Below are 20994 nucleotides of genomic sequence, written 5' to 3'. Positions count from 1 at the left end.
GACATCTTGACGTGAGGCAAGGCGCCCGGTATCGGCGCTTCCGCCAGGTCGTCCATGGCCCGTTCAGAGTCTCCAACTAGCATGGGTGGACCGCTCTGCCTGCCTGAGGAGATCCGTGGGACTACTTGACAGCTTCGAGAAGGGACTCGAACGTGCCGTGAACGGCGCGTTCGCGAAGACCTTCCGTAGCGGGATCCAACCCGTCGAGATCGCCTCCGCCCTGCGCAGCGAGCTCGACAAGAAGGCCGCCGTTGTGGCCCGGGACAGGATCCTTGCCCCGAACACGTTCACCGTCCGGCTGGCACCCGCCGACGACGAACGGATGCAGGCGATCGGACAGCCACTCGTCGACGAACTGGCCGATCTCGTCACGAAGCACGCACGGTCACAGGGATATACCTTCGCCGGCCCCGTTTCCGTAACCATTCGCCGAGACGAAGCCCTCTCGACCGGGACGCTGCAGGTCGACTCGTCGACCGCGCAAGGCTCGGTGTCATGGCGCGGCGTTCTCGACATCGCGGGCCAGCGGCATCCGCTCGTGAAGGCCCGCACGGTGATCGGTCGGGGAAGCGACGCCGACATCACGCTCGCGGATTCCGGAACCAGCCGCCGGCACGTCGAAGTGCTGTGGGACGGCGAGCGCGCGATGGTGCGCGACCTCGGGTCGACCAATGGCACGCTGCTGAACGGTCGCAAGATCACCGAGTCCCCCCTGCCACCGGACTCCACCATCACGATCGGCCGCACCGACATGACCTTCCGCGTCGTCGCGCAGGCCTCGGCGCCGGCGCGACCTGCAGCATCCGATGCCACGCGCGCTTTCGACGTGTTCGACGGGGGCGGCCGCGCATGAGTGAACTGACACTTCTTCTGCTGCAGATCGGCTTTCTGCTTCTGCTCTGGTTCTTCGTCTTCGCCGTGGTCTACTCGTTGCGCGCCGACGTGTTCGGTGTGCGGGTACGACGGATGCCGGAGGCTGCGGCGGCCGGGCCCTCCTCGCCCCGAGAGACAGCCCCCGTGGCGCCCACCGCACAGCCGGCACCCTCCGGAGCCGCTGGGGGACCCGCAACGAAAGACGCCGTCTCGCGCATCGTGATCACGAGCGGCCCCAAGGCCGGTCTCGAGCTCCCCCTGGGAACCGAACCGCTGACGATCGGGCGATCCAGCGAGTCGGGCCTGGTCATCCGTGACGACTACACCTCGAGCCACCACGCGCGTCTCCTGCTTTGGGGCGAGCAGTGGATGCTGCAGGATCTCGATTCCACGAACGGCACCTGGCATGACGGCGCACGCGTGAGCGCGCCGGTCGAGGTGAAGATCGGCGCCCCGATCAAGGTCGGCGCGACAACCTTCGAGCTGCGGAAGTAACGGCCGACCCGTCATGGTCTTCGAAGGATCCAGCGCGGCGCTGTCGCACACCGGCAAGGTGCGCTCGAACAACCAGGACTCCGGGTACGCCGGGTCCAACCTGTTCGTCGTCGCCGACGGGATGGGCGGCCACGCCGGTGGCGACGTGGCCTCGAGCATCGCGATCGCGCAGCTGGCAGAGCTCGATCGACCCTTCGACTCACCCGCTGCAGCAGAACGCGCATTGGGCGAGGCGATCACCGATACCGCGGCTGCCCTCATCGATACCGTCGCCGCGCGCCCGGAACTGGCCGGCATGGGAACCACCGTGAGCGCGCTTGCGATGGTCGATGACTACGCCGTGATCGCCCACATCGGCGATTCCCGCGTGTACTTGTACCGCGACGGGGCCCTGACCCAGATCACGACGGACCACACGTTCGTCCAGCGTCTGGTCGACTCGGGTCGCATCACTCCCGAAGAGGCGCGGTATCACCCGCGGCGCTCGGTGCTGATGCGCGTGCTCGGTGACATGTCGCCGAACCCCGAGATCGACACCTTCGTCATGCCGACTCAGCCCGGTGACCGCTGGCTCCTGTGCTCGGACGGGCTGTGCGGCGTCGTCCCCGACACCCAGACGTCCAAGGCACTCGCGGCAGATCTCGCTCCCGCCCGCACCGCCGACGCTCTGCTGAAGATGGCTCTGGATGCCGGGGCTCCCGACAACGTCACCATCGTGCTGGTGGATGTCGGGGGGCGGCATCCGCTCTTCTCGGGAACCGCGACGGTTGTCGGGTCCGCGTCGAACCCGGAGGGAATCGACGTCCCCGCGGCCCGCAGCTCCCTGACGGGCTGGTTGCATCCTGCGCGGCAGGCAGCCAACGAGCCGACCCATTTCGAACCGGCCCCGGAGTTCCTCGAAGAGCTCATCGAAGAGGACCGCCGCCGGTCGCGACGCCGCCGGCTTGCCTGGATCGCAGGGTTCGTGATCGTGCTCGCGATGATCGGCGTCGCCCTCTTCGGCGCCTACCAGTGGACGCAGACCCGCTTTTTCGTCGGCGCCGACGACGACACTGTCGTCATCTACCGCGGCATCCAGCAGAACATCGGCCCGATCTCGCTGTCGACGCCGTACGAGGACACCGGCATCCTGCTCGCCGATCTGAGCAACTTCAAGCGCGCAACGGTCGAAGGCACGATCTCGGCCCGATCGCTCGCAGATGCGCGAGCGATCGTGAACGCGCTCGATCCCGACGACGCGGAGGAATCAGATGGCTGATCCCGCGATCACGCGTGAACCGGCGGTCGACGTCTCGACCGACACGGCAGTCGTCCGCGCGCTCAAGCGACTGCGCACCCCGCAGAAGCAGCGCAACCGCGAACTCGGCCTGCTGCTGTTCGCCCTCGTGCTCTCGCTGGGCGCCCTCGCGCTGGTGCAGCTCGGCGTCATGGGCGAGATCGCCGCCGCCTACCTCATCGCCTTCGGCGGACTGTTCACCACGGTCATCGCTGTCCACATCGGCTTGCGCGTCTGGGCCCGGGATGCCGACCCGTTCGTCGTGCCGATTGCGACCCTCCTCACCGGGCTCGGGATCGCGATGATCTACCGCATCGACCTCGCCGACGGCGCCGAAGGGTGGGATGCGGCGTCGGTTCGCCAGCTCGCCTGGGCGGGCATTGCGATCCTCGGATGCCTCGCCGTGGTGATCGTGCTGCGCAACTACCGCGTGCTGTTCCGCTACACCTACATCTTCGGGTTCGCCGGGATCGCCCTGCTGCTACTTCCGATCGTGCCGGGCCTCGGTACCGATGCGAACGCGGACGTCTGGGTGTCGCTCGGGATCTTCTCGTTCCAACCCGGCGAGCTCGCGAAGATCTCGTTGGCGATCTTCTTCGCCGGCTACCTCGTGCGCACCCGCGAGAGCCTGAGCTCGGTCGGAACCCGGTTCCTGGGCATGACGTGGCCGCGGGCGCGCGAGCTGGGTCCCCTCCTCGTCCTCTGGCTGATCTCGCTCGGCATCATCGTGCTGCAGCGCGACCTCGGCACCGGACTGCTGCTGTTCGGCATGTTCGTCGCGATGCTCTACGTCGCCACCGGCAAGACGTCCTGGGTCGTCATCGGTCTCGTCCTGGCCGCGGCCGGCGCGTTCTTCGCCTCGCGGGTGCTGTCCTACGTCGGGGGGCGGTTCGACAACTGGCTCGACCCGTTCAACCCTGAGCGCATCGACGCCTACGGCGGCAGCTTCCAGCTCGTGCAAGGAATCTACGGCCTCGCCCACGGCGGGCTCATCGGCACCGGGCTCGGGCAGGGGCGGCCCTACATCACGCCGCTGTCGCAGAGCGACTACATCCTGCCGAGCCTCGGTGAAGAGCTCGGCCTTGCCGGTGTCTTCGCCATCCTGCTGCTGTACATGGTGTTCGTTGCGCGCGGCATCCGGATCGGCGTCGCCGGTCAAGACGACTTCGGCAAGCTCTTGGCGACCGGTCTCGCGTTCACGATCGCCCTGCAGGTGTTCATCATGGTCGGCGGCGTCACCCGAGTCATCCCCGTCACGGGCCTCACGACACCGTTCCTGGCCGCGGGCGGATCCTCGCTCGTTGCCAACTGGATCATCGTGGCCCTTCTGCTTCGCATCTCGGATGCCGTCCGCAGCCGTCCTCGCGCGGTGATCGGATGATGGGGGTGATGCGGCGATGACCAAGGAGTTGCGGCGGCTGAGCATCCTGATGCTCATGATGTTCCTCGCCCTGTTCGCCTCGACGACGTGGATCCAGGGAATCCAGTCGGCGGATCTCGCCGACTACCCGCGCAACACGCGTGCCCTGTACGACTCCTACGAAGTGCAGCGCGGCTCGATCATCGCAAGCGGCTCGGCTATCGCGTCATCGGTCCCCTCGAGTGACGTCTTCAGCTGGCAGCGGGTCTACGTCGACCCCGACATGTGGGCTCCGGTGACCGGGGTGATCCCGGTGGTGGGCGAAGCGACCGGCATCGAACAGGCCATGAACGACGAGCTCAGCGGCACCGCGAGCTCGCAGTTCCTCTCTCGCATCGAACAGATCCTCACCGGGCAGCCGCCGCGCGGCTCCAATGTCGTGCTGTCGCTGGATGCCGACGTCCAGCGAGCCGCGTACGAGGCCCTCGGCGACCTGCAGGGCGCGGTCATCGCGATCGAACCCGACACGGGCCGAGTCCTCGCGATGGTCACGAGCCCCAGCTACGACACGAACCTCCTCGTTTCGCACGACACCGCTCAGGTCGAGACTGATTACGCCGCCCTGCTCGCGGATCCCGCGGACCCGCTCTACAACCGCGCCATCGCGGGGGATCTCAACCCACCGGGATCGACGTTCAAGGTCGTCGTCGTCGCGGCGGCTCTGGCGTCGGGCGACTACACGCCCGATTCGCAGATCCCGAACCCGGCCATCTGGCAGCTGCCCCAGTCGTCGAACACGATCCGCAACGCCAGCGGCGGAACATGTGGGCCGGGCGAGACGGTATCGATAGCCGACGCGCTGCGCCTGAGCTGCAACATCCCCATGGCTCAGCTTGCCGTGCAGCTCGGAGACGAGGCCATCCGCCAGCAGGCTGAGAAGTTCGGCTTCAACCTCTCGTTCAGCATCCCGCTCGACTCGATTCCCTCGAGCTACCCCCGGGGGCTGGACGCTCCGCAGACCGCGCTCACCGGCTTCGGTCAGGGGCAGGTGACGGCGACGCCGCTGCAGATGGCGATGGTCTCGGCCGGTATCGCCAACGGCGGCATCGTCATGAACCCCCGCATGGTCGACCAGGTCATCGGGCCCGACCTTTCGGTGCAGCAGACGTTTGAGAGCACCGTTTTCGGCGAGGCACTGAGTCCCGCGTTGAACGAGGAGATGGTCGCCATGATGGTCGCGAATGTCGAAAACGGCGCCGCCTCGAATGCAAGAATAGAGGGCGTCGACGTGGCCGGTAAGACGGGTACGGCGGAGAACGGACCCAACAAGCCGTACACCCTCTGGTTCACCGGGTTCGCGCCCGCCGACGATCCCGAGGTGGCAGTGGCTGTCGTCGTGGAGAACGGTGGCGGAATGGGTCAGTCGGGATACGGAGATCTCATCGCGTCCCCGATCGCGAAGAAGGTCATGGAGGCGGTGCTGAACAAATGAGACCGACGCAGGGTGTGACCTTCGGCGGCCGTTACGAGCTGGATTCGCGAATCGCGATCGGCGGCATGGGCGAGGTCTGGGAAGCAACCGACCACGTCATCGGACGGACGGTCGCGATCAAGATCCTCAAAGACGAGTACATGGGCGACCCCGGGTTCCTCGAGCGGTTCCGCGCCGAGGCCAGGCACGCAGCGCTCGTCAACCACGAGGGCATCGCCAGCGTCTTCGACTACGGCGAAGAGAACGGCAGTGCGTTCCTGGTGATGGAGCTCGTTCCCGGTGAAGCCCTGTCGACGATCCTCGAACGAGACGGATCGCTGTCGACTGACAAGACGCTCGACATCATCGCCCAGACCTCTGCAGCCCTGCAGGCAGCGCACGCGGCGGGCCTCGTCCATCGCGACATCAAGCCCGGGAACCTGCTGATCACCCCCGACGGCCGCGTCAAGATCACGGACTTCGGCATCGCTCGTATCGCCGACCAGGTTCCCCTGACCGCGACAGGCCAGGTCATGGGCACCGTGCAGTACCTCTCGCCCGAGCAAGCATCCGGTCACCCGGCCTCCCCTGCCACCGACATCTACTCGCTCGGGATCGTCGCGTACGAATGCCTGGCCGGCAAGCGTCCGTTCACCGGCGAGTCCCAGGTCGCGATCGCGATGGCCCAGATCAACGAGCAGCCGCCGCCGCTGCCGCCAACCGTGGCTGTTCCGGTACAGAACCTCGTCATGGCGATGATCGCCAAAAAGCCCGAGGACCGACCTGCCACGGCGGCTGCCGTTGCTCGGGCAGCCACGGCTCTGCGCCGAGGCGACGTCGCCGCCGCAGCAGCAGCGATCCCGGCGATCGCCACGGGCGCCATCGCCGCTGATGACGCAACGGCACTGCTGACGTCCACCGCGACATCCGCCGAGACACGGCTGATGCCGGCTCCGGAGACCCCTACCGAAGAGCCTGCGCCGCGCAAGCGCAGCCCGTGGACCTGGCCCCTCGTCGCGCTCATCGTGCTGCTTGTGCTCGTGCTCGGCGGCACGATATGGGCCCTGGTTGCCAACCAGCAGCCGTCACCCGACCCCACGAGCTCGTCGTCGGCCCCGTCGCCGAGCGCCTCGACACCGACGCCCTCGCCGAGTGAGACCCGCATCAACATCGACGCCCTGAACCTCGTCGGCATGCAGTGCGACCAGGCTGTGCAGGCTGCCAAGAGCGCGGGGGTGCTCGAAGTGGTCACCGACAACGGCACTGCTGCTCCGGATGACTCGCAGGTCGGCGTCGTTTGGCAGGTGAACCCGACCGGCAACATCGAGCCGACAACGGCGCTCACGATCTCGTGCTACGGCCAGGTCACGCCCATCGGCGGCCCGAGCAACCCCCCGGCGATCCAGGGCGGTGAGCCTGCTGTGGCGGGCTCGACCGTCACGCTGACGTGGGACAGCTTCACCTGCCCCACCGGCACGGGCACGCTCAGCGGCTACACCGTCACCCTGCAGAACGCGGTCTTCACCGTTGACGGCACCTCGCAGCGCACGTTCCCCCCGAACGACCGCGAGGAGGCGATCCTGATCGCCAACGCAGCCGGACAGACGCTCACCGCGTCGTACACCGCCCTGTGCAGTGGCGCCGAGCAGCGCACGTCGGATGCCTCACCGCAGATGCAGGTTCAGATTGAGGCTCCAGCGACCCCGACCCCCACTCCCTGACCGGAGGTTCACAGGAAGCGCTCGACTAGGCTGAACAGACTGGCTCAGTCAGGGAGGGGTAGTGTGACCGACGATTCTCGCGTGCTGTCGGGGCGCTACCGGATCGACGAGTCGATCGGCCGTGGCGGCATGGCATCGGTGTATCGCGGATACGACCTGACCCTCGGCCGCGACGTCGCCATCAAGATCCTCGATCCTGAGCTGGCCCGCGATGCCGGTTTCCGCACGCGCTTCCGCTTGGAGGCGCAGGCGGCGTCGCGGATGTCGCACCCGACGATCGTGCGCGTGTTCGACGCCGGCGAAGAGACCGAGTCCCTTCCCGACGGCACGACCCAGCCGGTGCCGTACATCGTCATGGAGCTGGTTTCTGGTCGACTGCTGAAGGACGTCATCGAAGAGGGCCCTGTCGACGCCGAGCGTGCCGTCGCCTATGCCGACGGCATCCTTGAAGCCCTCGAGTACTCGCACCGTGCCGGTGTGGTGCACCGCGACATCAAGCCCGGCAACGTCATGGTCACCGCCGACGACCACATCAAGGTCATGGACTTCGGTATCGCTCGCGCCGTCTCGGATTCGTCGTCCACCGTCGCCGAGACCACCGCGATCCTCGGCACCGCCGCCTACTTCTCCCCGGAGCAGGCGAAGGGGGAACCTGTCGATGCCCGCGCCGACCTGTACTCCACCGGTGTCGTGCTCTATGAGCTGTTGACCGGCAGAGCGCCGTTCCGGGGCGAGTCCCCGGTTGCCGTTGCCTATCAGCACGTCAGCGAGACCCCCCTCACGCCGTCGGAGATCAACGAAGAGATTCCGCGAGCGCTGGATGCCGTAGTGCTGCGCGCTCTCGCGAAGGATCCCTACCAGCGCTACCAAGACGCCCCCTCGTTTCGCGCCGCACTGACTCACGCACTGACCGGTAAGGCGCCCTCCCGCCGCCAGTTGGGAACACTCACCAGCGAGCTCTACGGACCCAACCCGCGGCAAGCCGCAGAGACTGCCCGGTCGCTTCGGCAGCTCTCGACCGACACGACCATGCGCCGCACGCAGTCGGGTCCCCCCGTGGCCTGGGTGTGGGCAGGCGTCGCGATCCTGGCCGTGTTGCTGATCTCGGTCTTGTTCTGGGTGCTCACCATTCCGCGCGGGGACGAGAACGTCCCCAGCAACTCCCGGATCGTCCCCGACCTCACCGGCATGACCTACGATCGGGCCGCCGAAGAACTGACCGCGATCGACCTCGTTCCGGTGCGCGTCGAAGAGTCGAGTGTCGAGGTGGCCGAAGGAAACGTCATCCGGACAGAACCCGGCACGGATGTCTCGGTCGAGGTGAACCAGGAGATCAAGGTTTACGTTTCGACGGGGCAAGAGCTCGCGGCCGTGCCGACGCTCACCGGCCTCACGCAGGAAACTGCCGCGCAGGCCCTCGAGCAGGTCGGTCTGAAGGTCGGCACGGTGACCTCGCGCAACGACCCCGCCCTCGACGCCGGAATCGTCATCGCTGCGGACCCGGCTGGCGGTGATCAGGTCGCGGTTGGAAGCAGCGTCGACCTCGTCGTTGCGACGGGACGCGTTCTGATCAACGACGTGACCGGGTACACCGTCGAGGCTGCCACGCGCGAACTCGAAGCCCCGGACACTCAGCTGACGGTCGAGACGCAGGAGGACACGTCGTGCCCCGCGACCAACCCGCCTGTCGTCATCGCTCAGTCCCTCGCGCCCGGTGAGGTCCCGGTCCGCTCGACGATCACGTTGACCTACTGCTCCGGTTGACCCCCGACCGCACGGCGCCGAGCGGCGCTCGCCTCGTCTGGCTAGACCGTCGAGACTGCAACGTGCCCGCGAGAGAGCCCACTGAGCGCACGGCCTCGCGGGCACGGTGCAGTCTCGCGAGGGATTGACTCACACGCCGGCGGCGACGTGCGGCCGGAGCGTGCGGGATCGTTCGACGGCATCCGGATAGCCGACCTGTTCCAACCAGTTCGCCAGCAGCCGGTAACCGCCTTCGGTGAGCACGCTCTCGGGGTGGAATTGCACACCCCACAGCGGCGCGTCGCGGTGCGCGATGCCCATGACGATTCCGCTGTCGGTGCGGGCCGTGACGACGAGACTCTCGGGGATCGAGTCGGGATCAATCGACAGCGAGTGATACCGGTTGGCGATGAACGGCGACGGGATTCCGAAAAAGAGCGTCGACCCATCGTGAGTGACCGGCGAGGTGACGCCATGGAACAGTTCCGGAGCGACGGACACCCGCGCACCCAGTGCCTCGGCGATCACCTGGTGCCCTAGGCACACTCCGAGCACGGGAACACCCCGCTCCACGGCCTCGCGCACAAGATTCTGCGAGGCCGCGGTGTCGGCGGGGCGACCGGGACCGGGGGAGATAAGGATGCCGGCGTGTTCACCGACGAGCCGCGGGACGGCATCCACGCTGACCTGGTCTGCCTCGACCATGACGGTAGCGGCACCCAACTCGTGCAGGTACCCGACGAGCGTGTGGACGAAGCTGTCGTGGTTGTCGACTACGAGCACCGGTGCGATGCTCGCTGGATCTGCGGTCACCCGACTGTCGCGTCCTGCGGAGTGGTCAGCTCACTGATCCAGGGGAAAACGTAGAACACGAGGCCGTACAGAACAGCGGCGGCCATCACGGTGAGAATCGCGACCTTTGCCCACCACGGGCCGGGCAGCACGTGCCAGAGAGCGGCATACATCAGGCGATTCCTTCCGTGAGGGATGCGGGCGGGCCGGCTTCGCGGGGAGTGAACGACTCGAACACGCCGTACGCGACGATGCGCTCCGTCATGCTCCAGCGCGGACTGCAGCTGGTCAACGTGATGTAGGCATCGCCGGCTGCGACATCCAGCTGCGGCGTCGCGTTGAGCACTGAGGTCTCAGTCGGCTTCACATACTCGAGGGTGCGGAACCGATAGGTGTACCAGCCGGCTTCAGTTTCGACGACGATCGCATCGCCGATCCGCAGGGTCTCGATGTCGGAGAACGGCTTGCCGTACGTCGTGCGGTGGCCGGCGACGGCGAAGTTCCCGGTCTCTCCCGGCATTTGCGTGCCCGGGTAATGACCGATGCCGATCGGGTCGAGCGTTCGTGCACGCGTCACACCGCCCGCGACCGGCACCATGTAGTCCGAGCCCCAGCGGGGAACACGCATGACAGCGAACTCTTGCGCGTCATCGGGCTGCCCGAGAACAGGGATGGAAACGTCGGCGTCGGTGGTGGCGGTCGGCTCCGGCGAGGCCGAAGCATCCGGCGTTGGAGATGCAGTCTCTGCTGCCTGTGCCCACTGCTCCGACAACTCGCTGCCGGCAGCGTTCTTCTGCGCGCCCTGGATGACGTCTCCGAGCCACAACTGCCAACCGACATAGAGGAAGGCGAGGACACCGACGGTGATGAGTAGTTCCCCGATCACGCCGAGGACGCTCACCCGGCGGCGGCGCTTCGTGGTGCGACGCGATCGCCGGGTCAGCTGCGGCGTCTCCTCCGCATCACCCACGGCATCCCCCTCGTCTGAGTCCTCGTTTGGGCCCAGGTCACCGGGCGTCGTACATCACGGGCGATTCTATTCGTCTCCTGCTGGAGGAGCCCTGGCAGTTAGACTTGACGCATGGCACGCCCGAGCAACGACGACGAACCGATCGTCGAGAGCAGCAGCGCGGATTCCGCACCGAACCCTGTCTGGTTCAAGCCGGTCATGATCGGGCTCATGCTGCTCGGCCTGGTCTGGGTTCTGATCTTCTACATCAGCGGCATGCAGTTCCCGATTCCCGGGATCGACGCGTGGAACCTCGTCATCGGATTCGGGATCGCCTTCGTCGGCTTCCTCATGACCACACGCTGGCGCTAGCCGCGCGGATCGGTACCCACCGAATTACACCGCTGTGATTCATCCCCAGGTGTGGATGAATCTGTGGATGAATCACACGTAGAACACGGCGGGGATCGCCAGCAGCGCCAACAAGCCGACGCCGATAGCGATGAGAAGTCCGATCTGCAGCGGCTGGCGAGCCCGCGTGCGGGTTCGGGCGAACACGAGCCCGATGAGTGCTCCGACGACAAGGCCGCCAATGTGCGCCTGCCACGCGATGTTGTACCCCGGGACGAACCCGATCACGAGGTTGATGCCGAGCACGATCAGGATGCCGGTGATGTTCGCCCCGATGTGACGACCGATCACCAACAGCGCGCCAAGGAGACCGAAGACGGCGCCCGAGGCTCCGACTACCCAGATGCCGGGCGCAATCAACGCGACGCCCACGGATCCGCCGAGTCCCGAAAGCAGGTACAGCGCGACAAATCGCGCGTGACCGAGAAGCGGCTCCAGCGATCTGCCGATCATCCACAGCGCGAGCATGTTCAGTCCGATGTGGAAGAAGCTCGAGTGCAAGAAGACAGCCGTGAGCAACCGCCACGGCTCGAATGCGATCGATGGGATCACAAAGGCGCTGTTGAAGGCGAAGATGCCCTCGAGCGCGGGGATGAAAAGCTGAAGAACGAAGACCGCCGCCGTGATCGCGATGATGACGTAGGTCGCCGTCGGTCGCTGGGTTCCGACAGTCATCGGAGCCCGAGACCAGCGTCGCTCGGCCTTCTTCTGGGCAGTGGTCTGCGTCGCACGCTGCTCACGCAGGCACTCCGGGCAGATGACCCCGACTGCTGCCGGGGTTTGACACTCCGGGCAGATCGTGCGCATGCAGCGCTGGCACAGCACAAAGCTCTGCCGGTCCGGATGCCGGTAGCAGAAGTTATCGCGGTTGCTGCGGAACTCGTCGGAAGTCGTCACGGCGGACGCCGCCCTCCGGTCAGACCGAAGCGATGTCGATCGACGAGATCACGACGGGCTCGATCGGACGATCGCCCGGGCCGGTGGCAACGGCGCTGATCGCGTCGACGACACGGCGGGATTCGTCATCCGCGACCTCACCGAAGATCGTGTGCTTGCCCTGAAGCCACTCGGGACCACGGCCGCCCTGACCGGGAACCGTGATGAAGAACTGGGAACCGTTCGTGCCCTCGGCCTGGCCGGTGATGGCGTTGCGGCGGAGGCCCGCGTTGGCCATTGCGAGCTTGTAGGGCTCGGTGAAGGTGAGTTCGGGGCTGATCTCGTCGTTGAAGTTGTATCCCGGTCCGCCTGTGCCGACGCCCAGCGGGTCGCCGCCCTGGATCATGAAGCCCTCGATGATGCGGTGGAAGATGACATCCGTGTAGAGCGCGCCCTCACCCGGCTTGCCGGTGGCCGGGTGCGTCCAGTCACGGGTTCCGTCGGAGAGGCCGACGAAGTTCTGGACCGTGCGCGGGGCCTGGTCCCCGAACAGGTTGACGACGATGTCGCCGTGGTTAGTGTGGATCGTGGCGACCGCGGTGTGCTGAGGCATGCCGCCATTCTTTCAGAGTTCGCCGGGAACACTTCCCGTCTGCGGCACACATGGCAAGATGGGAAGACCACGTCGACACGACAGGGAGGGCCCCGTGAGCCTCAGCCGCAAGCGCAAGAAGGAACTCCGCAAGCTCCAGAAGCACGCGAACGACATCTGGGAGTCGCAGCAGGCGCTCGTTGGCGAAGCCGCTGACATCGCCCGCCAAGCGGGTCGGCAGTTGGGCAACTACGGCCGTGAGCAGGTCGTGCCCCAGGTTCAGGAGGCCTACGGCAAGTACGCGCAGCCGTATGTCCAGCGCGGACTCGCATCGTCCAAGTCGTTCCTGACCAACCGAGCGATCCCTGCGACGGGAGCCGTCGTCGGTTCGGCCCTCTCGGCATGGGACGCCGCAAACGAGACTCGCGCGAGACTCGCTGCGGGCCGTGGACTGTCTGCGCCCGACGCCAAGAAGTACGCCAAGCTCGCCGACAAGTACGGCAAGGATGTCTCGAAGAAGCTGTCCAAGAAGCTGTCGGCCCTCGAGCCCCAGAAGCAGGGGATCGGCGCCGGTGGCGTGTTCGCCATCATCCTCGGTGTCATCGCAGCAGCCGGTGTGCTTTACGCCGCCTGGCAGACCCTGCGGGCAGACGACGAGCTGTGGGTTGCCGACGACCCGCTGCGCGCTCCCGACGCCTGATTCAGATCAGCCAGTGCTGCGGCGCCCGGTTTCCGGGCGCCGCAGTCGTTTGCGCTGAAGCCTTCAGCGCGCGAAGGACTCCAGTCCCGCCATCCGCAGGCCGATGTTGACGAGGCTGACGCGCTTCAGTCGCCGCACCTCCGACAGCGGGAACCACTCGGCTCGATCCGTTGTGCCATCGGTTTCGTTGCGCAGCTCGCCGCCGGTGACGTGGGCGCGGTAGTCGATGCGCAGTGCCTGCAGCGGCAGATCCGACCCGGCCACGAGTCGGCGGCGGGCGGGGATCACGCGCGAGTGGATGCCGAGAAGTTCGTCGAGCGCAACGCGGTAGCCGGTCTCTTCGCGGGCTTCGCGGCGTGCCGCAGCATCCGGACTTTCGCCGGGTTCGAGGCCGCCGCCAGGAAGGGTCCAGCCGGAGGCACCGCCTTCGTTCCAGTGCGCGAGCAGCATGCGCCTGTCGTCGTCTATGACGATCGAGTAAGCCGCGACCCGCAGATCCATGGACTTACGATACGGGAGCTGCCGGCAGCATCCCCCGCATGCGGGACCGGAACGTCGCATCCGATCGCCGCGGCGAAAGCCGTCCGCGCTCGCGCAGAATCGGAAGAACGAGGTCACCGAACGCCTCGACATCCCGGGTTCCGAAGACGGGCTCGATCAGGAACCCGTCGAGTCCCGTGCGGGCCGCAAGTTCCTCGACCCCGTCAGCCACCTCGGTCGGGTCTCCGACCAGACGGAAGCCCCGCGTGCCGCGGCAGCGCAGCTCGTCGAGAATCTCCCGCACCGTCGGAGCGGGTCGCTCCGCGCTGCCGAGGAATCGCTCGATGTTGCTGGTGCCCATCTGTCCGATCGGTCCGCCGGCGTCGAGCACCTGGTGGAGAGTCTGGTCGGGATCGAGGGTTCGCAGATCGATGCCGGTGTTGCCCGCGTAGAGAGTCGCCACAACATCGTCGGTCTGCATCCTGTCGAATTCGTCGGCGAGCTCCCTCGCCTCGGCAGAGGTCTCGGCAACGATCGCGGTCAGCCCCGCCATCGTCACGAGCGGTGTCGTGCGCCCTTCGTCGCCGGCGCGCCGGTGCAGGTCGGCAACGGCGGATGCCGTGTGAGTCGGTGTGGTCGCCTGGACGAACACACACTCGGCGTGCCGCGCGGCGAAGGCCCGACCGGCCGGAGACGTGCCGGCCTGGAAGAGCAGGGGCGTGCGCTGGGGCGTAGGGGGCGCGCCGTAGTAGCCGCGGGAGCGGTAGTGATCACCCTCGTAGACCACCCGATGGATGCCGGACCGTTGCGCGTAGACGCCGGACTCGCGGTCGGCTATGAGCGCGTCGTCACTCCAGGCATCCTCCCAGTAGCGCCGCGCCAGCGAGACGTACTCTTCGGCCATCGCGTAGCGGGTGTCGTGCGCGACCATCCCGTCATGGCCGAAGAGTTCGGCAACAGCGTTCTGCGAGGCGCCCGTGACGATGTTCCAGCCGATCCGTCCACCCGAGATCACGTCCAGGGTTGAGAAGCGGCGGGCGAGCTGGACGGGGTGGTCGATGCCGGTGGTCGCGGTGACGACGAATCCGAGGTCGGACGTCTCGCGCATGAGCACCGGGAGTAGCGTTGCGGGGTCGTACCCCGAGAAGTTGATGCCCTGCGCAACGGCGTCGGCACTGATGTCATCCCCGACGATCGGATAGCCATAGCCGTCGGCGAAGAAGAGGAAGTCGAAACCGGTGGCATCCATGACCTTCGCAAGGCGCACCCAGCGCTCCGGGTCGGCGAAGTCGATCGAGTCGCTGAGCGGATGCGGCCAACTGAGCGTGCCACCCACTTGCGGGCCGTACACCTCGAACACCCCGAACCGCAGCGTCGACACGTCAGCTCCCTTCGCCGCGCACGCACGTGCCGCGGTGTCGCAACTCTACGCGGCGGCTGTTACGCGCGCGTGACGTTGCGAGAGGCAGGGAACCTCCGGAGGAAAACTGTGGAGCCTAGGAGATTCGAACTCCTGACATCCTGCTTGCAAAGCAATCAGGATCCCCGTGATTCCAGGCGCTGAGTGATCGTTAGGGCGCACCCACGGCGCACAGTTCTGGAAACAGCATCTCCATGCTTGACTTCACTTACGACACCTAGTTACAGTTGCTTCAGTTAGATTCGGTTGTTTCGGTTGGAGGGGAACATGCCCGAGATACTTCCCGATGACATCCAAGCACTGCGTGACGCTTTGGAGGCGTCACCGGATGAGGTGACGGTGACACTCAACCTCACGCGTCGGAGCGCCGAGAAGGTGCTCGAGTTGCTTGAGGCGGAGCACTCGACTGGAGCCGTCGTGGTCCCCGTCAAAGACCTCTTCACCAGTACCGAGGCCGCGACCATGCTCGGCATGTCTCGACCGACCCTGATGAAGCTCGTCGATGCGGGCACAGTCGAGCACGTTCGCGTGGGAAGCCACCGTCGAATTCCGATGCGCTCGATCGCGAAATATCAGCGCGAGCGGCAACTAGAACACGAAGAGGCGGCTGCCGCGCTCGATGAGTTCCACAGCAACATCGCGTTCGGCGATCCGCAATGAGCCTGAGCGGTAGCCGGCACTACTGGGCCGACGACGATCCGGACGACTGGACCGACGACGATCCGGACGACTGGACCGACGACGATCCGGACGACTGGACCGACGACGAGGCGGAGGAGTTTCCCGACGAGGGTCATGCTGTAACCGCGGTGGTCGCGCGGATCAGGGACGACGAGGTACTCGTGGATGCGGGCCTCCGAACGCTCGGTCGCATCCCATTCAGTGAGCTGCCTGCGGAGATCGACGGGAAACCACGCGAGGCCCTTTCCGTCGGCGACAAGGTTGAGGCGCTCGTCCTTGACTCGCAGTACGGAAGGCTTCCGATCCTCTCCGTAGCGATGCTTCGCGAACGACTGGCCTGGTCGGAGCGCTCTGTCAAGGGCAGCGTCCGGGCACAGACTTCCGACCCCGAAGCTCCGGGCTTCCAGAGACGCGGGGAGCGCTCAGTGTCCAAGCCGATCGAGTACCAACTTCTCGACCCAGTCGAGTTCCTCCAGCCGAACCGACGGCTGTTCATCGACACGAACGTCTTCATGGCCACAAGCGCGAGCCGCGCCGGTGGACTCAAGCGCCTTTTCGAACGTGGACACAACACGATCCTCGCGAATGGTAATCCCATCGTCGTACCAACAAAGGTCGTCGACGAGCTCACCAAGCAGAGCCGGATCGACGCCTCCGGTGAATCTGCGGAGCGCGCCGAGGCTATCAAGAAGGCCGGTGCAGCGCTGACCTTCCTGGAGAGTGCAAGCGACGTCGGGCTCGTGCGGAAGGACCTCGGCGATGACACCAACCCTTACGCTGACGACCTCTTCCTGAAGCTCTTCGAGCGGTTTGCCGACACCTACGAGATGTGCCTTCTCACTCACGACATCACGATCAAGCTACGCATTCGCCTGCTCGCGCATCGGCTTTCCAAGCGCCTATTCGTCGGGGTTCTTACAAGAAGTGGTGACCTCGAGGTCGACTCCGACGAGTCGCTGTTCCAGCGCGGGTTCCGCAAGTACAAGCGCCACGCAACACATATTGCAGAGGGAAACGGCACATTCAAGGACCAGTCCGAGGCCGCGGCACTGAAGCCGCTTCTACACGATTTTGGAAAGGCGTTCGGCCTGAAGGAACCCACGGTCAACCCGGCCCCTCGGGTCCCCGGTTCCTCGTCACCGAAACCACAGCAATCTGTTGCACCAACGCCGATCAACCCCTTCTCGCCGCGGACAACACTTAGGCCGAGCGACACGCCACTGACCTCCTCCGTGATCCCGACGCAAGGAGACCCTGTCACCCGGGTGTCTGCCGACCGGAGTGGCTCGCTCGTGCTGGGCGCACTCCTCGGCGAGGGCGGCGAGGGGTCCGTGTACGAAGCCGACGGCGACACGGTCGTCAAGATCTTCGACAAAGACCACCTCACGCGACACCGCAAGGAGAAGATCGAGCTACTCGTCGGCCGAAGCCTTCGCGCGCAGGGTCTCTGCATTCCATCCGAAGTCGTCCGGAATAAGCAGGGCGAGTTCGTCGGATACGTGATGCCGAAAGCGAGCGGCCGCGAGTTCCAACGCACGATCTTCAACAAGCGGAGGTTCGAGCGCGAGTTCCCGGAATGGAGGAAGGTCGACCTTGTCGACATCTGCATCTCGTTCCTGGAGAAGGTCCAGTATCTGCATTCCATGAACGTGATACTTGGCGACATCAACCCCAAGAACCTCATGGTCGATGACAAGAAGAACGTCTTCATCATCGACGCTGACTCGTGGCAACTGGAAGGCTACCCCTGCCCCGTCGGCACGCCGATGTTTACTTCTCCCGCCATGCTTGGGAAGACCTACTCCGACCACCTGCGGACGATGGAAGACGAGCTCTTCGCTGTGGCGACGATGCTCTTCATGATCGTCATGACTGGGCAGTTCCCATACATACGAACGGGAACTGACGGTGACATGATTCAGTTGATCAGAGAGGGCAACTTCGCCTTCCAGTATGGGCCCCACAACAACAAGGACCAGCCCGACGGTGACTGGAAGTACATGTGGAGCCACATCCACAAGCCCGTGAAGGACCTGTTCTGGCACACCTTCCATCGGGACGGGAAGCGCTACAAAAAGCGTCCGACCGCCGCCGAGTGGCTGGAGGCATTTCGGGGTTACAAGAACTATCTGGACAACCCGCGAACGAACTTCGACCCGATGTCGAACGATGTGTACCCGATCCGCAACAAGGCGTTCAAGCAAGACACCCCGATCCAGGACTGCCCAGCTTGCAGGCGTGAGAATGCGATCGCCGGCATTTGGAGCCACGACACCCAGGAGTACTTCGTCCCACGGCAGTGCAACAAGTGCCGCGACCATCAGCCGGCCCGTCGTGCTGCCGCCTCCCGCCCGGTCTCGGTATCGTGTCGAGACTGCGGCCTGAGTTTCCCGAAGAGCGTGCTGAAGTACGGTCGGTGCCCTTCGTGCGCGCAGAAGGAGGACGAACGGAAGGCTCGCGCTAACACGCTCGACCCGGCCCGTCTGTGCACTCGCTGCCAGAAGCCCTACATCACATACGGGAACGTCGAGTGGCACCAGCGAAGCGGCCGATCGGTCCCGACAACCCACAAGGCCGGTTACGGCGGGAGCTACCCCGCCGGCTGCGTTCCTACCCTGACGCCTCCCCCGCGGACCGGCGGCACCCCCTCCACGGCAAAGTCGAGTCCGCAGCCCAAGTTGGGCTTCTGGGCACGGCTCTCGAAGTGGTTCTCCGGCAACTAACATCAACCGCTTCATCGAAAGGAAGCAGCCATGGCACGACTCACCCTCGGAGCTGATGACCTCGTCGACAACCCGACCCCGCGCGTACCCGTGTCACTCTGCCTTGACACCAGCAGCTCGATGAGCGGATCGCCCATTCAGGAACTCGTTCGGGGTGTCAACTCGTTCTACGACGCAATCGACGAAGATGACGACGCTCACGACTCGGCCGAAATCAACATCGTCGAGTTCAACTCGTCGGCTGGGCTCGTCCATGACTTCGCGAGCATTGAGCGACTGCAGCGAATCTCGGGCCTGGCCGCGAACGGCACCACCGCGATGGGTGCCGGCATCAACCTTGCACTCGACACACTCGAGGCGCGAAAGGCGACCTACTCCGGTAGTGGAGTTCTCTACTACCAACCCTGGCTGGTGCTTATGACCGACGGTGCGCCTACCGACAACATCGACAACGCCGTGAGGCGGGTTGTAGACCTCGTCGAAGCCAAGAAGCTCACCGTGTTTCCCATCGGCATCGGTGGTGGCGCCGACATGAAGACGCTCGCCCGGTTCAGCCCCAACCGCGATCCGCTTCGTCTGGACGGCCTGAAGTTCAAGGAGTTCTTCGAGTGGCTCTCACGGTCAGTTGCGCGTGTGTCGCGGTCAACACCCGGTGACAGCGTCAAGCTCGACCTCGAAGGGCTCGCCGGTTGGGCGGAGCTGTAGGTGTTCAAGGAGTTCCACTACCAGGCGAGGGGACATGCTCACCTGCGAGACGGCACGCCGGTCCAAGACCGAACGAAGTACCTGTCTCGCGGTGGCGTTCAAGTCCTCTGTGTGGCCGACGGGGCGGGCTCCGCGTCGCACTCTCAATTCGGCGCCCAAGCCGTCGTGGACGAAGGCTGTGCCGTGCTCGTTGAGCAGTTCGACGACTATGCGTCGTCGAACGATGGCGTCCAGGTGAAGGTGGACCTACTGGGTCGTCTCGCAGCGAAGGTGACCGCGACCGCGGAAAGGCACGCCGTGTCGCCCGACAGCCTTGCCTCTACGTTCCTCTGCGTGGCAGTGTCCGGCAACAGATTCCTTGGCGCGCATGTGGGAGACGGGGTCGTCGGGTACCTGAAGCACGGGGACTTGAGGGTCATCTCCGGTCCCGACAACTCCGAGTTTGCCAACCAAACAACATTTGTCACCTCGGATCGTGCGCTCGAGTCGATGCGACTCTTCCGCGGATCGCTCGACGGAGTGCGCGGATTCATCCTCATGAGTGATGGAACAGCCGAGAGCCTCTACAACCCGCGCAGCGGCGAGCTGGCGGGGGCGTGCACGAAACTCATCGATGCCGTCGGCACGGCACCCGGTCGCCAGAGCAAGAACTCCGACTACAAGAAGCGACTTCGCCGGCTGGTAAACCTCACCATCCGAAATGCGACCAAGGATGACTGCTCGATCGGAATCCTCGGTCGGGTCATCCCGTCATGAGAGGCGCGGACGAAATGACGGCTGACGAGCTTGCTCGGCGACTTGACAGGCTTCGCGCCGACCTGGAGCATACTCGGGCCGATTACGAGCAGATAATGGTGCATCTGGCAGGACTGTCTTCGACGGTCACCGACCAGACGAAGCGGCGAGCCCTGGAACTATTCGTCACCGTGGTCGCCACCGACTACGAGCTGAAGGTGCTCTTGCTGCGGGATCTTTCCGACCCGACCGACCGCGAGGTGTGGGAGAAGTACCTGGCCCTGCTCTCTTGGGCGGCGATCGAGGAGTTGCCCCCGCGAATCAGTAGCGAGTATCGCGAGGCCGGACGGGCTTTCAAGGACGCTTTGAAGCCCATCAAGTCGGACGCGGACGACATGACGAATCTGACCGAGATCCGGAATCGGGTTGTTGCCCACCGCGACCTGGAGGGCGGTGACCACTGGCTCGCGCAGTGGCATCTCGCCGCGATCGCGAACAAGCACAATGGACGGAGTGTGCTCCAAAGCAGGATCGTTGCCCACACGGGCACTATTCTCAATGCGCTCCGCGCACTCGGTACGGCAATCCGAGATCGGCACCCGGACGTGCTACCCCAGCGGGCCAGCTCCGCCGATGGGTGACGTCGAGACACCGTTCGTCAGTGGGGTCACCGCACACTCAGAGCCAGTTCACGCTGCATGAGTAAGAGGGCCCACCAAACTGTCGATCTTTGCCATCAGCGGAGCAAGGCCTGCTGGAGCGAGGTGCCCGTACTTGTCCAACGTGATGGAGGGCTTCGCATGGCCCATCGCCCGCGACACCGAGAGGATGTCCCCGCCAGCCTCGGACAGCTACTCGATTCAACGAGTCCGGTCGCTGCTGTTGCGTGCGGGGGCCGATCTGCGGCCACGCGGCGGATCCCACTGATTCTTTGGGGCGCATCTCGGGCGCAGCGCACTGCGCTCGAGATGACGAAGCCCCGGGATTCCGC

21 protein-coding genes are annotated in these 20994 nt (G+C 65.4%); 14 read left to right on the top strand and 7 right to left on the bottom strand.

Going from position 1 to position 20994, the window contains the following annotated elements; all coding sequences use genetic code 11:
• The first annotated feature begins 115 nt into the window (after positions 1-115).
• From B4F19_RS06700 to pknB, 7 genes are all read left to right on the top strand, one after another.
• Positions 116-853, top strand: coding sequence for an FhaA domain-containing protein (locus B4F19_RS06700; RefSeq protein ID WP_292733566.1), 738 nt, complete (start codon positions 116-118; stop codon positions 851-853).
• The gene (locus B4F19_RS06695; RefSeq protein ID WP_292733563.1) at positions 850-1368 is read left to right on the top strand and encodes an FHA domain-containing protein FhaB/FipA; all 519 of its coding nucleotides are present in this window, start codon (positions 850-852) and stop codon (positions 1366-1368) included. Before B4F19_RS06700 ends, B4F19_RS06695 begins: the two co-directional genes overlap by 4 nt.
• Positions 1369-1381: 13 nt before the next feature.
• Entirely contained in the window at positions 1382-2626 is a 1245-nt protein-coding gene (locus B4F19_RS06690; protein ID WP_228179229.1) for a PP2C family protein-serine/threonine phosphatase, read from the top strand.
• Positions 2619-4025, top strand: a complete 1407-nt coding sequence (locus B4F19_RS06685; RefSeq protein WP_292733560.1) for an FtsW/RodA/SpoVE family cell cycle protein — start codon at positions 2619-2621, stop codon at positions 4023-4025. The genes B4F19_RS06690 and B4F19_RS06685 overlap by 8 nt, the downstream gene beginning before the upstream one ends.
• Positions 4026-4041: 16 nt before the next feature.
• Positions 4042-5496 carry a peptidoglycan D,D-transpeptidase FtsI family protein gene (locus B4F19_RS06680; RefSeq protein WP_228179227.1) on the top strand — a complete coding sequence of 485 codons (1455 nt, stop codon included), beginning with the start codon at positions 4042-4044 and terminating at the stop codon, positions 5494-5496.
• Positions 5493-7196 (top strand): serine/threonine-protein kinase, encoded by a 1704-nt coding sequence (locus tag B4F19_RS06675; RefSeq protein ID WP_292730075.1) that lies wholly within the window; start codon positions 5493-5495, stop codon positions 7194-7196. Before B4F19_RS06680 ends, B4F19_RS06675 begins: the two co-directional genes overlap by 4 nt.
• Positions 7197-7259: 63 nt before the next feature.
• Positions 7260-8960 carry a Stk1 family PASTA domain-containing Ser/Thr kinase gene (gene pknB, locus B4F19_RS06670; protein WP_228179225.1) on the top strand — a complete coding sequence of 567 codons (1701 nt, stop codon included), beginning with the start codon at positions 7260-7262 and terminating at the stop codon, positions 8958-8960.
• 129 nt (positions 8961-9089) lie between these two features.
• Here pknB and B4F19_RS06665 read toward each other — a convergent pair whose 3' ends face one another.
• Genes B4F19_RS06665 through B4F19_RS06655 form a run of 3 tightly spaced genes read right to left on the bottom strand, consistent with a single transcriptional unit; the run spans position 9090 to position 10701 of the window.
• On the bottom strand, positions 9090-9752 hold the full coding sequence (locus B4F19_RS06665; protein ID WP_292730080.1) for an anthranilate synthase component II: 663 nt from the start codon (positions 9750-9752) through the stop codon (positions 9090-9092).
• The gene (locus B4F19_RS06660; protein WP_195692659.1) at positions 9749-9904 is read right to left on the bottom strand and encodes a hypothetical protein; all 156 of its coding nucleotides are present in this window, start codon (positions 9902-9904) and stop codon (positions 9749-9751) included. Before B4F19_RS06660 ends, B4F19_RS06665 begins: the two co-directional genes overlap by 4 nt.
• Complete coding sequence (locus tag B4F19_RS06655) at positions 9904-10701, bottom strand: class E sortase (protein ID WP_292733557.1); 798 nt, start codon at positions 10699-10701, stop codon at positions 9904-9906. Before B4F19_RS06655 ends, B4F19_RS06660 begins: the two co-directional genes overlap by 1 nt.
• A 111-nt stretch (positions 10702-10812) precedes the next feature.
• On the opposite strand from B4F19_RS06655, the gene B4F19_RS06650 reads away from it, so the two are divergent.
• Entirely contained in the window at positions 10813-11052 is a 240-nt protein-coding gene (locus tag B4F19_RS06650; protein ID WP_292730088.1) for a cell division protein CrgA, read from the top strand.
• A 72-nt stretch (positions 11053-11124) separates the two neighbouring features.
• Here the strand turns inward: B4F19_RS06650 and B4F19_RS06645 are convergent, their stop codons facing one another.
• Both B4F19_RS06645 and B4F19_RS06640 read right to left on the bottom strand, forming a co-directional pair.
• Positions 11125-11988 carry a rhomboid family intramembrane serine protease gene (locus B4F19_RS06645; RefSeq protein WP_228179221.1) on the bottom strand — a complete coding sequence of 288 codons (864 nt, stop codon included), beginning with the start codon at positions 11986-11988 and terminating at the stop codon, positions 11125-11127.
• A 19-nt stretch (positions 11989-12007) separates the two neighbouring features.
• Positions 12008-12580 carry a peptidylprolyl isomerase gene (locus tag B4F19_RS06640; protein WP_292733555.1) on the bottom strand — a complete coding sequence of 191 codons (573 nt, stop codon included), beginning with the start codon at positions 12578-12580 and terminating at the stop codon, positions 12008-12010.
• A 94-nt stretch (positions 12581-12674) separates the two neighbouring features.
• Between B4F19_RS06640 and B4F19_RS06635 the strand changes: the two genes are divergently transcribed.
• Positions 12675-13259 carry a DNA helicase gene (locus B4F19_RS06635; protein WP_292733553.1) on the top strand — a complete coding sequence of 195 codons (585 nt, stop codon included), beginning with the start codon at positions 12675-12677 and terminating at the stop codon, positions 13257-13259.
• Positions 13260-13322: 63 nt separating this feature from the next.
• On the opposite strand, the gene B4F19_RS06630 is transcribed toward B4F19_RS06635, so the two are convergent.
• Both B4F19_RS06630 and B4F19_RS06625 read right to left on the bottom strand, forming a co-directional pair.
• Positions 13323-13760, bottom strand: coding sequence for an NUDIX hydrolase (locus tag B4F19_RS06630; protein WP_292733550.1), 438 nt, complete (start codon positions 13758-13760; stop codon positions 13323-13325).
• A 4-nt stretch (positions 13761-13764) separates the two neighbouring features.
• Positions 13765-15120 carry an NtaA/DmoA family FMN-dependent monooxygenase gene (locus tag B4F19_RS06625; protein ID WP_292733548.1) on the bottom strand — a complete coding sequence of 452 codons (1356 nt, stop codon included), beginning with the start codon at positions 15118-15120 and terminating at the stop codon, positions 13765-13767.
• A 306-nt stretch (positions 15121-15426) separates the two neighbouring features.
• On the opposite strand from B4F19_RS06625, the gene B4F19_RS06620 reads away from it, so the two are divergent.
• The 5 genes from B4F19_RS06620 to B4F19_RS06600 are packed head-to-tail and all read left to right on the top strand — an operon-like array spanning position 15427 to position 20644.
• The gene (locus tag B4F19_RS06620) at positions 15427-15819 is read left to right on the top strand and encodes a helix-turn-helix domain-containing protein (RefSeq protein WP_292733545.1); all 393 of its coding nucleotides are present in this window, start codon (positions 15427-15429) and stop codon (positions 15817-15819) included.
• Complete coding sequence (locus B4F19_RS06615) at positions 15816-18563, top strand: protein kinase domain-containing protein (protein ID WP_292733542.1); 2748 nt, start codon at positions 15816-15818, stop codon at positions 18561-18563. Before B4F19_RS06620 ends, B4F19_RS06615 begins: the two co-directional genes overlap by 4 nt.
• Before the next feature lie 30 nt (positions 18564-18593).
• Positions 18594-19268 carry a vWA domain-containing protein gene (locus B4F19_RS06610; protein ID WP_292733539.1) on the top strand — a complete coding sequence of 225 codons (675 nt, stop codon included), beginning with the start codon at positions 18594-18596 and terminating at the stop codon, positions 19266-19268.
• Positions 19269-20024 (top strand): PP2C family serine/threonine-protein phosphatase, encoded by a 756-nt coding sequence (locus tag B4F19_RS06605; protein ID WP_292733537.1) that lies wholly within the window; start codon positions 19269-19271, stop codon positions 20022-20024.
• Positions 20021-20644, top strand: a complete 624-nt coding sequence (locus B4F19_RS06600; RefSeq protein WP_292733534.1) for a hypothetical protein — start codon at positions 20021-20023, stop codon at positions 20642-20644. Before B4F19_RS06605 ends, B4F19_RS06600 begins: the two co-directional genes overlap by 4 nt.
• Positions 20645-20994 lie beyond the last annotated feature (350 nt).

It is taken from the genome of Microbacterium sp. UBA1097 (genome assembly GCF_002313585.1).
In the GTDB taxonomy this organism is placed as follows: Bacteria; Actinomycetota; Actinomycetes; order Actinomycetales; family Microbacteriaceae; genus Microbacterium.
Note: the sequence above shows the minus strand (reverse complement) of the source record. Positions and strands in the feature narration are given on the sequence as shown.

Bases quoted from the DNA above. Each gene is read 5' to 3' on its own strand.
- B4F19_RS06630 (WP_292733550.1), bottom strand. From the start codon at position 13,760: ATGGATCTGCGGGTCGCGGCTTACTCGATCGTCATAGACGACGACAGG.
- B4F19_RS06660 (WP_195692659.1), bottom strand. From the start codon at position 9,904: ATGTATGCCGCTCTCTGGCACGTGCTGCCCGGCCCGTGGTGGGCAAAG.
- B4F19_RS06675 (WP_292730075.1), top strand. From the start codon at position 5,493: ATGAGACCGACGCAGGGTGTGACCTTCGGCGGCCGTTACGAGCTGGAT.
- B4F19_RS06685 (WP_292733560.1), top strand. From the start codon at position 2,619: ATGGCTGATCCCGCGATCACGCGTGAACCGGCGGTCGACGTCTCGACC.
- B4F19_RS06610 (WP_292733539.1), top strand. From the start codon at position 18,594: ATGGCACGACTCACCCTCGGAGCTGATGACCTCGTCGACAACCCGACC.
- B4F19_RS06640 (WP_292733555.1), bottom strand. From the start codon at position 12,580: ATGCCTCAGCACACCGCGGTCGCCACGATCCACACTAACCACGGCGAC.
- B4F19_RS06695 (WP_292733563.1), top strand. From the start codon at position 850: ATGAGTGAACTGACACTTCTTCTGCTGCAGATCGGCTTTCTGCTTCTG.
- B4F19_RS06620 (WP_292733545.1), top strand. From the start codon at position 15,427: ATGCCCGAGATACTTCCCGATGACATCCAAGCACTGCGTGACGCTTTG.
- B4F19_RS06690 (WP_228179229.1), top strand. From the start codon at position 1,382: ATGGTCTTCGAAGGATCCAGCGCGGCGCTGTCGCACACCGGCAAGGTG.
- B4F19_RS06680 (WP_228179227.1), top strand. From the start codon at position 4,042: ATGACCAAGGAGTTGCGGCGGCTGAGCATCCTGATGCTCATGATGTTC.
- B4F19_RS06600 (WP_292733534.1), top strand. From the start codon at position 20,021: ATGAGAGGCGCGGACGAAATGACGGCTGACGAGCTTGCTCGGCGACTT.
- B4F19_RS06650 (WP_292730088.1), top strand. From the start codon at position 10,813: ATGGCACGCCCGAGCAACGACGACGAACCGATCGTCGAGAGCAGCAGC.
- B4F19_RS06615 (WP_292733542.1), top strand. From the start codon at position 15,816: ATGAGCCTGAGCGGTAGCCGGCACTACTGGGCCGACGACGATCCGGAC.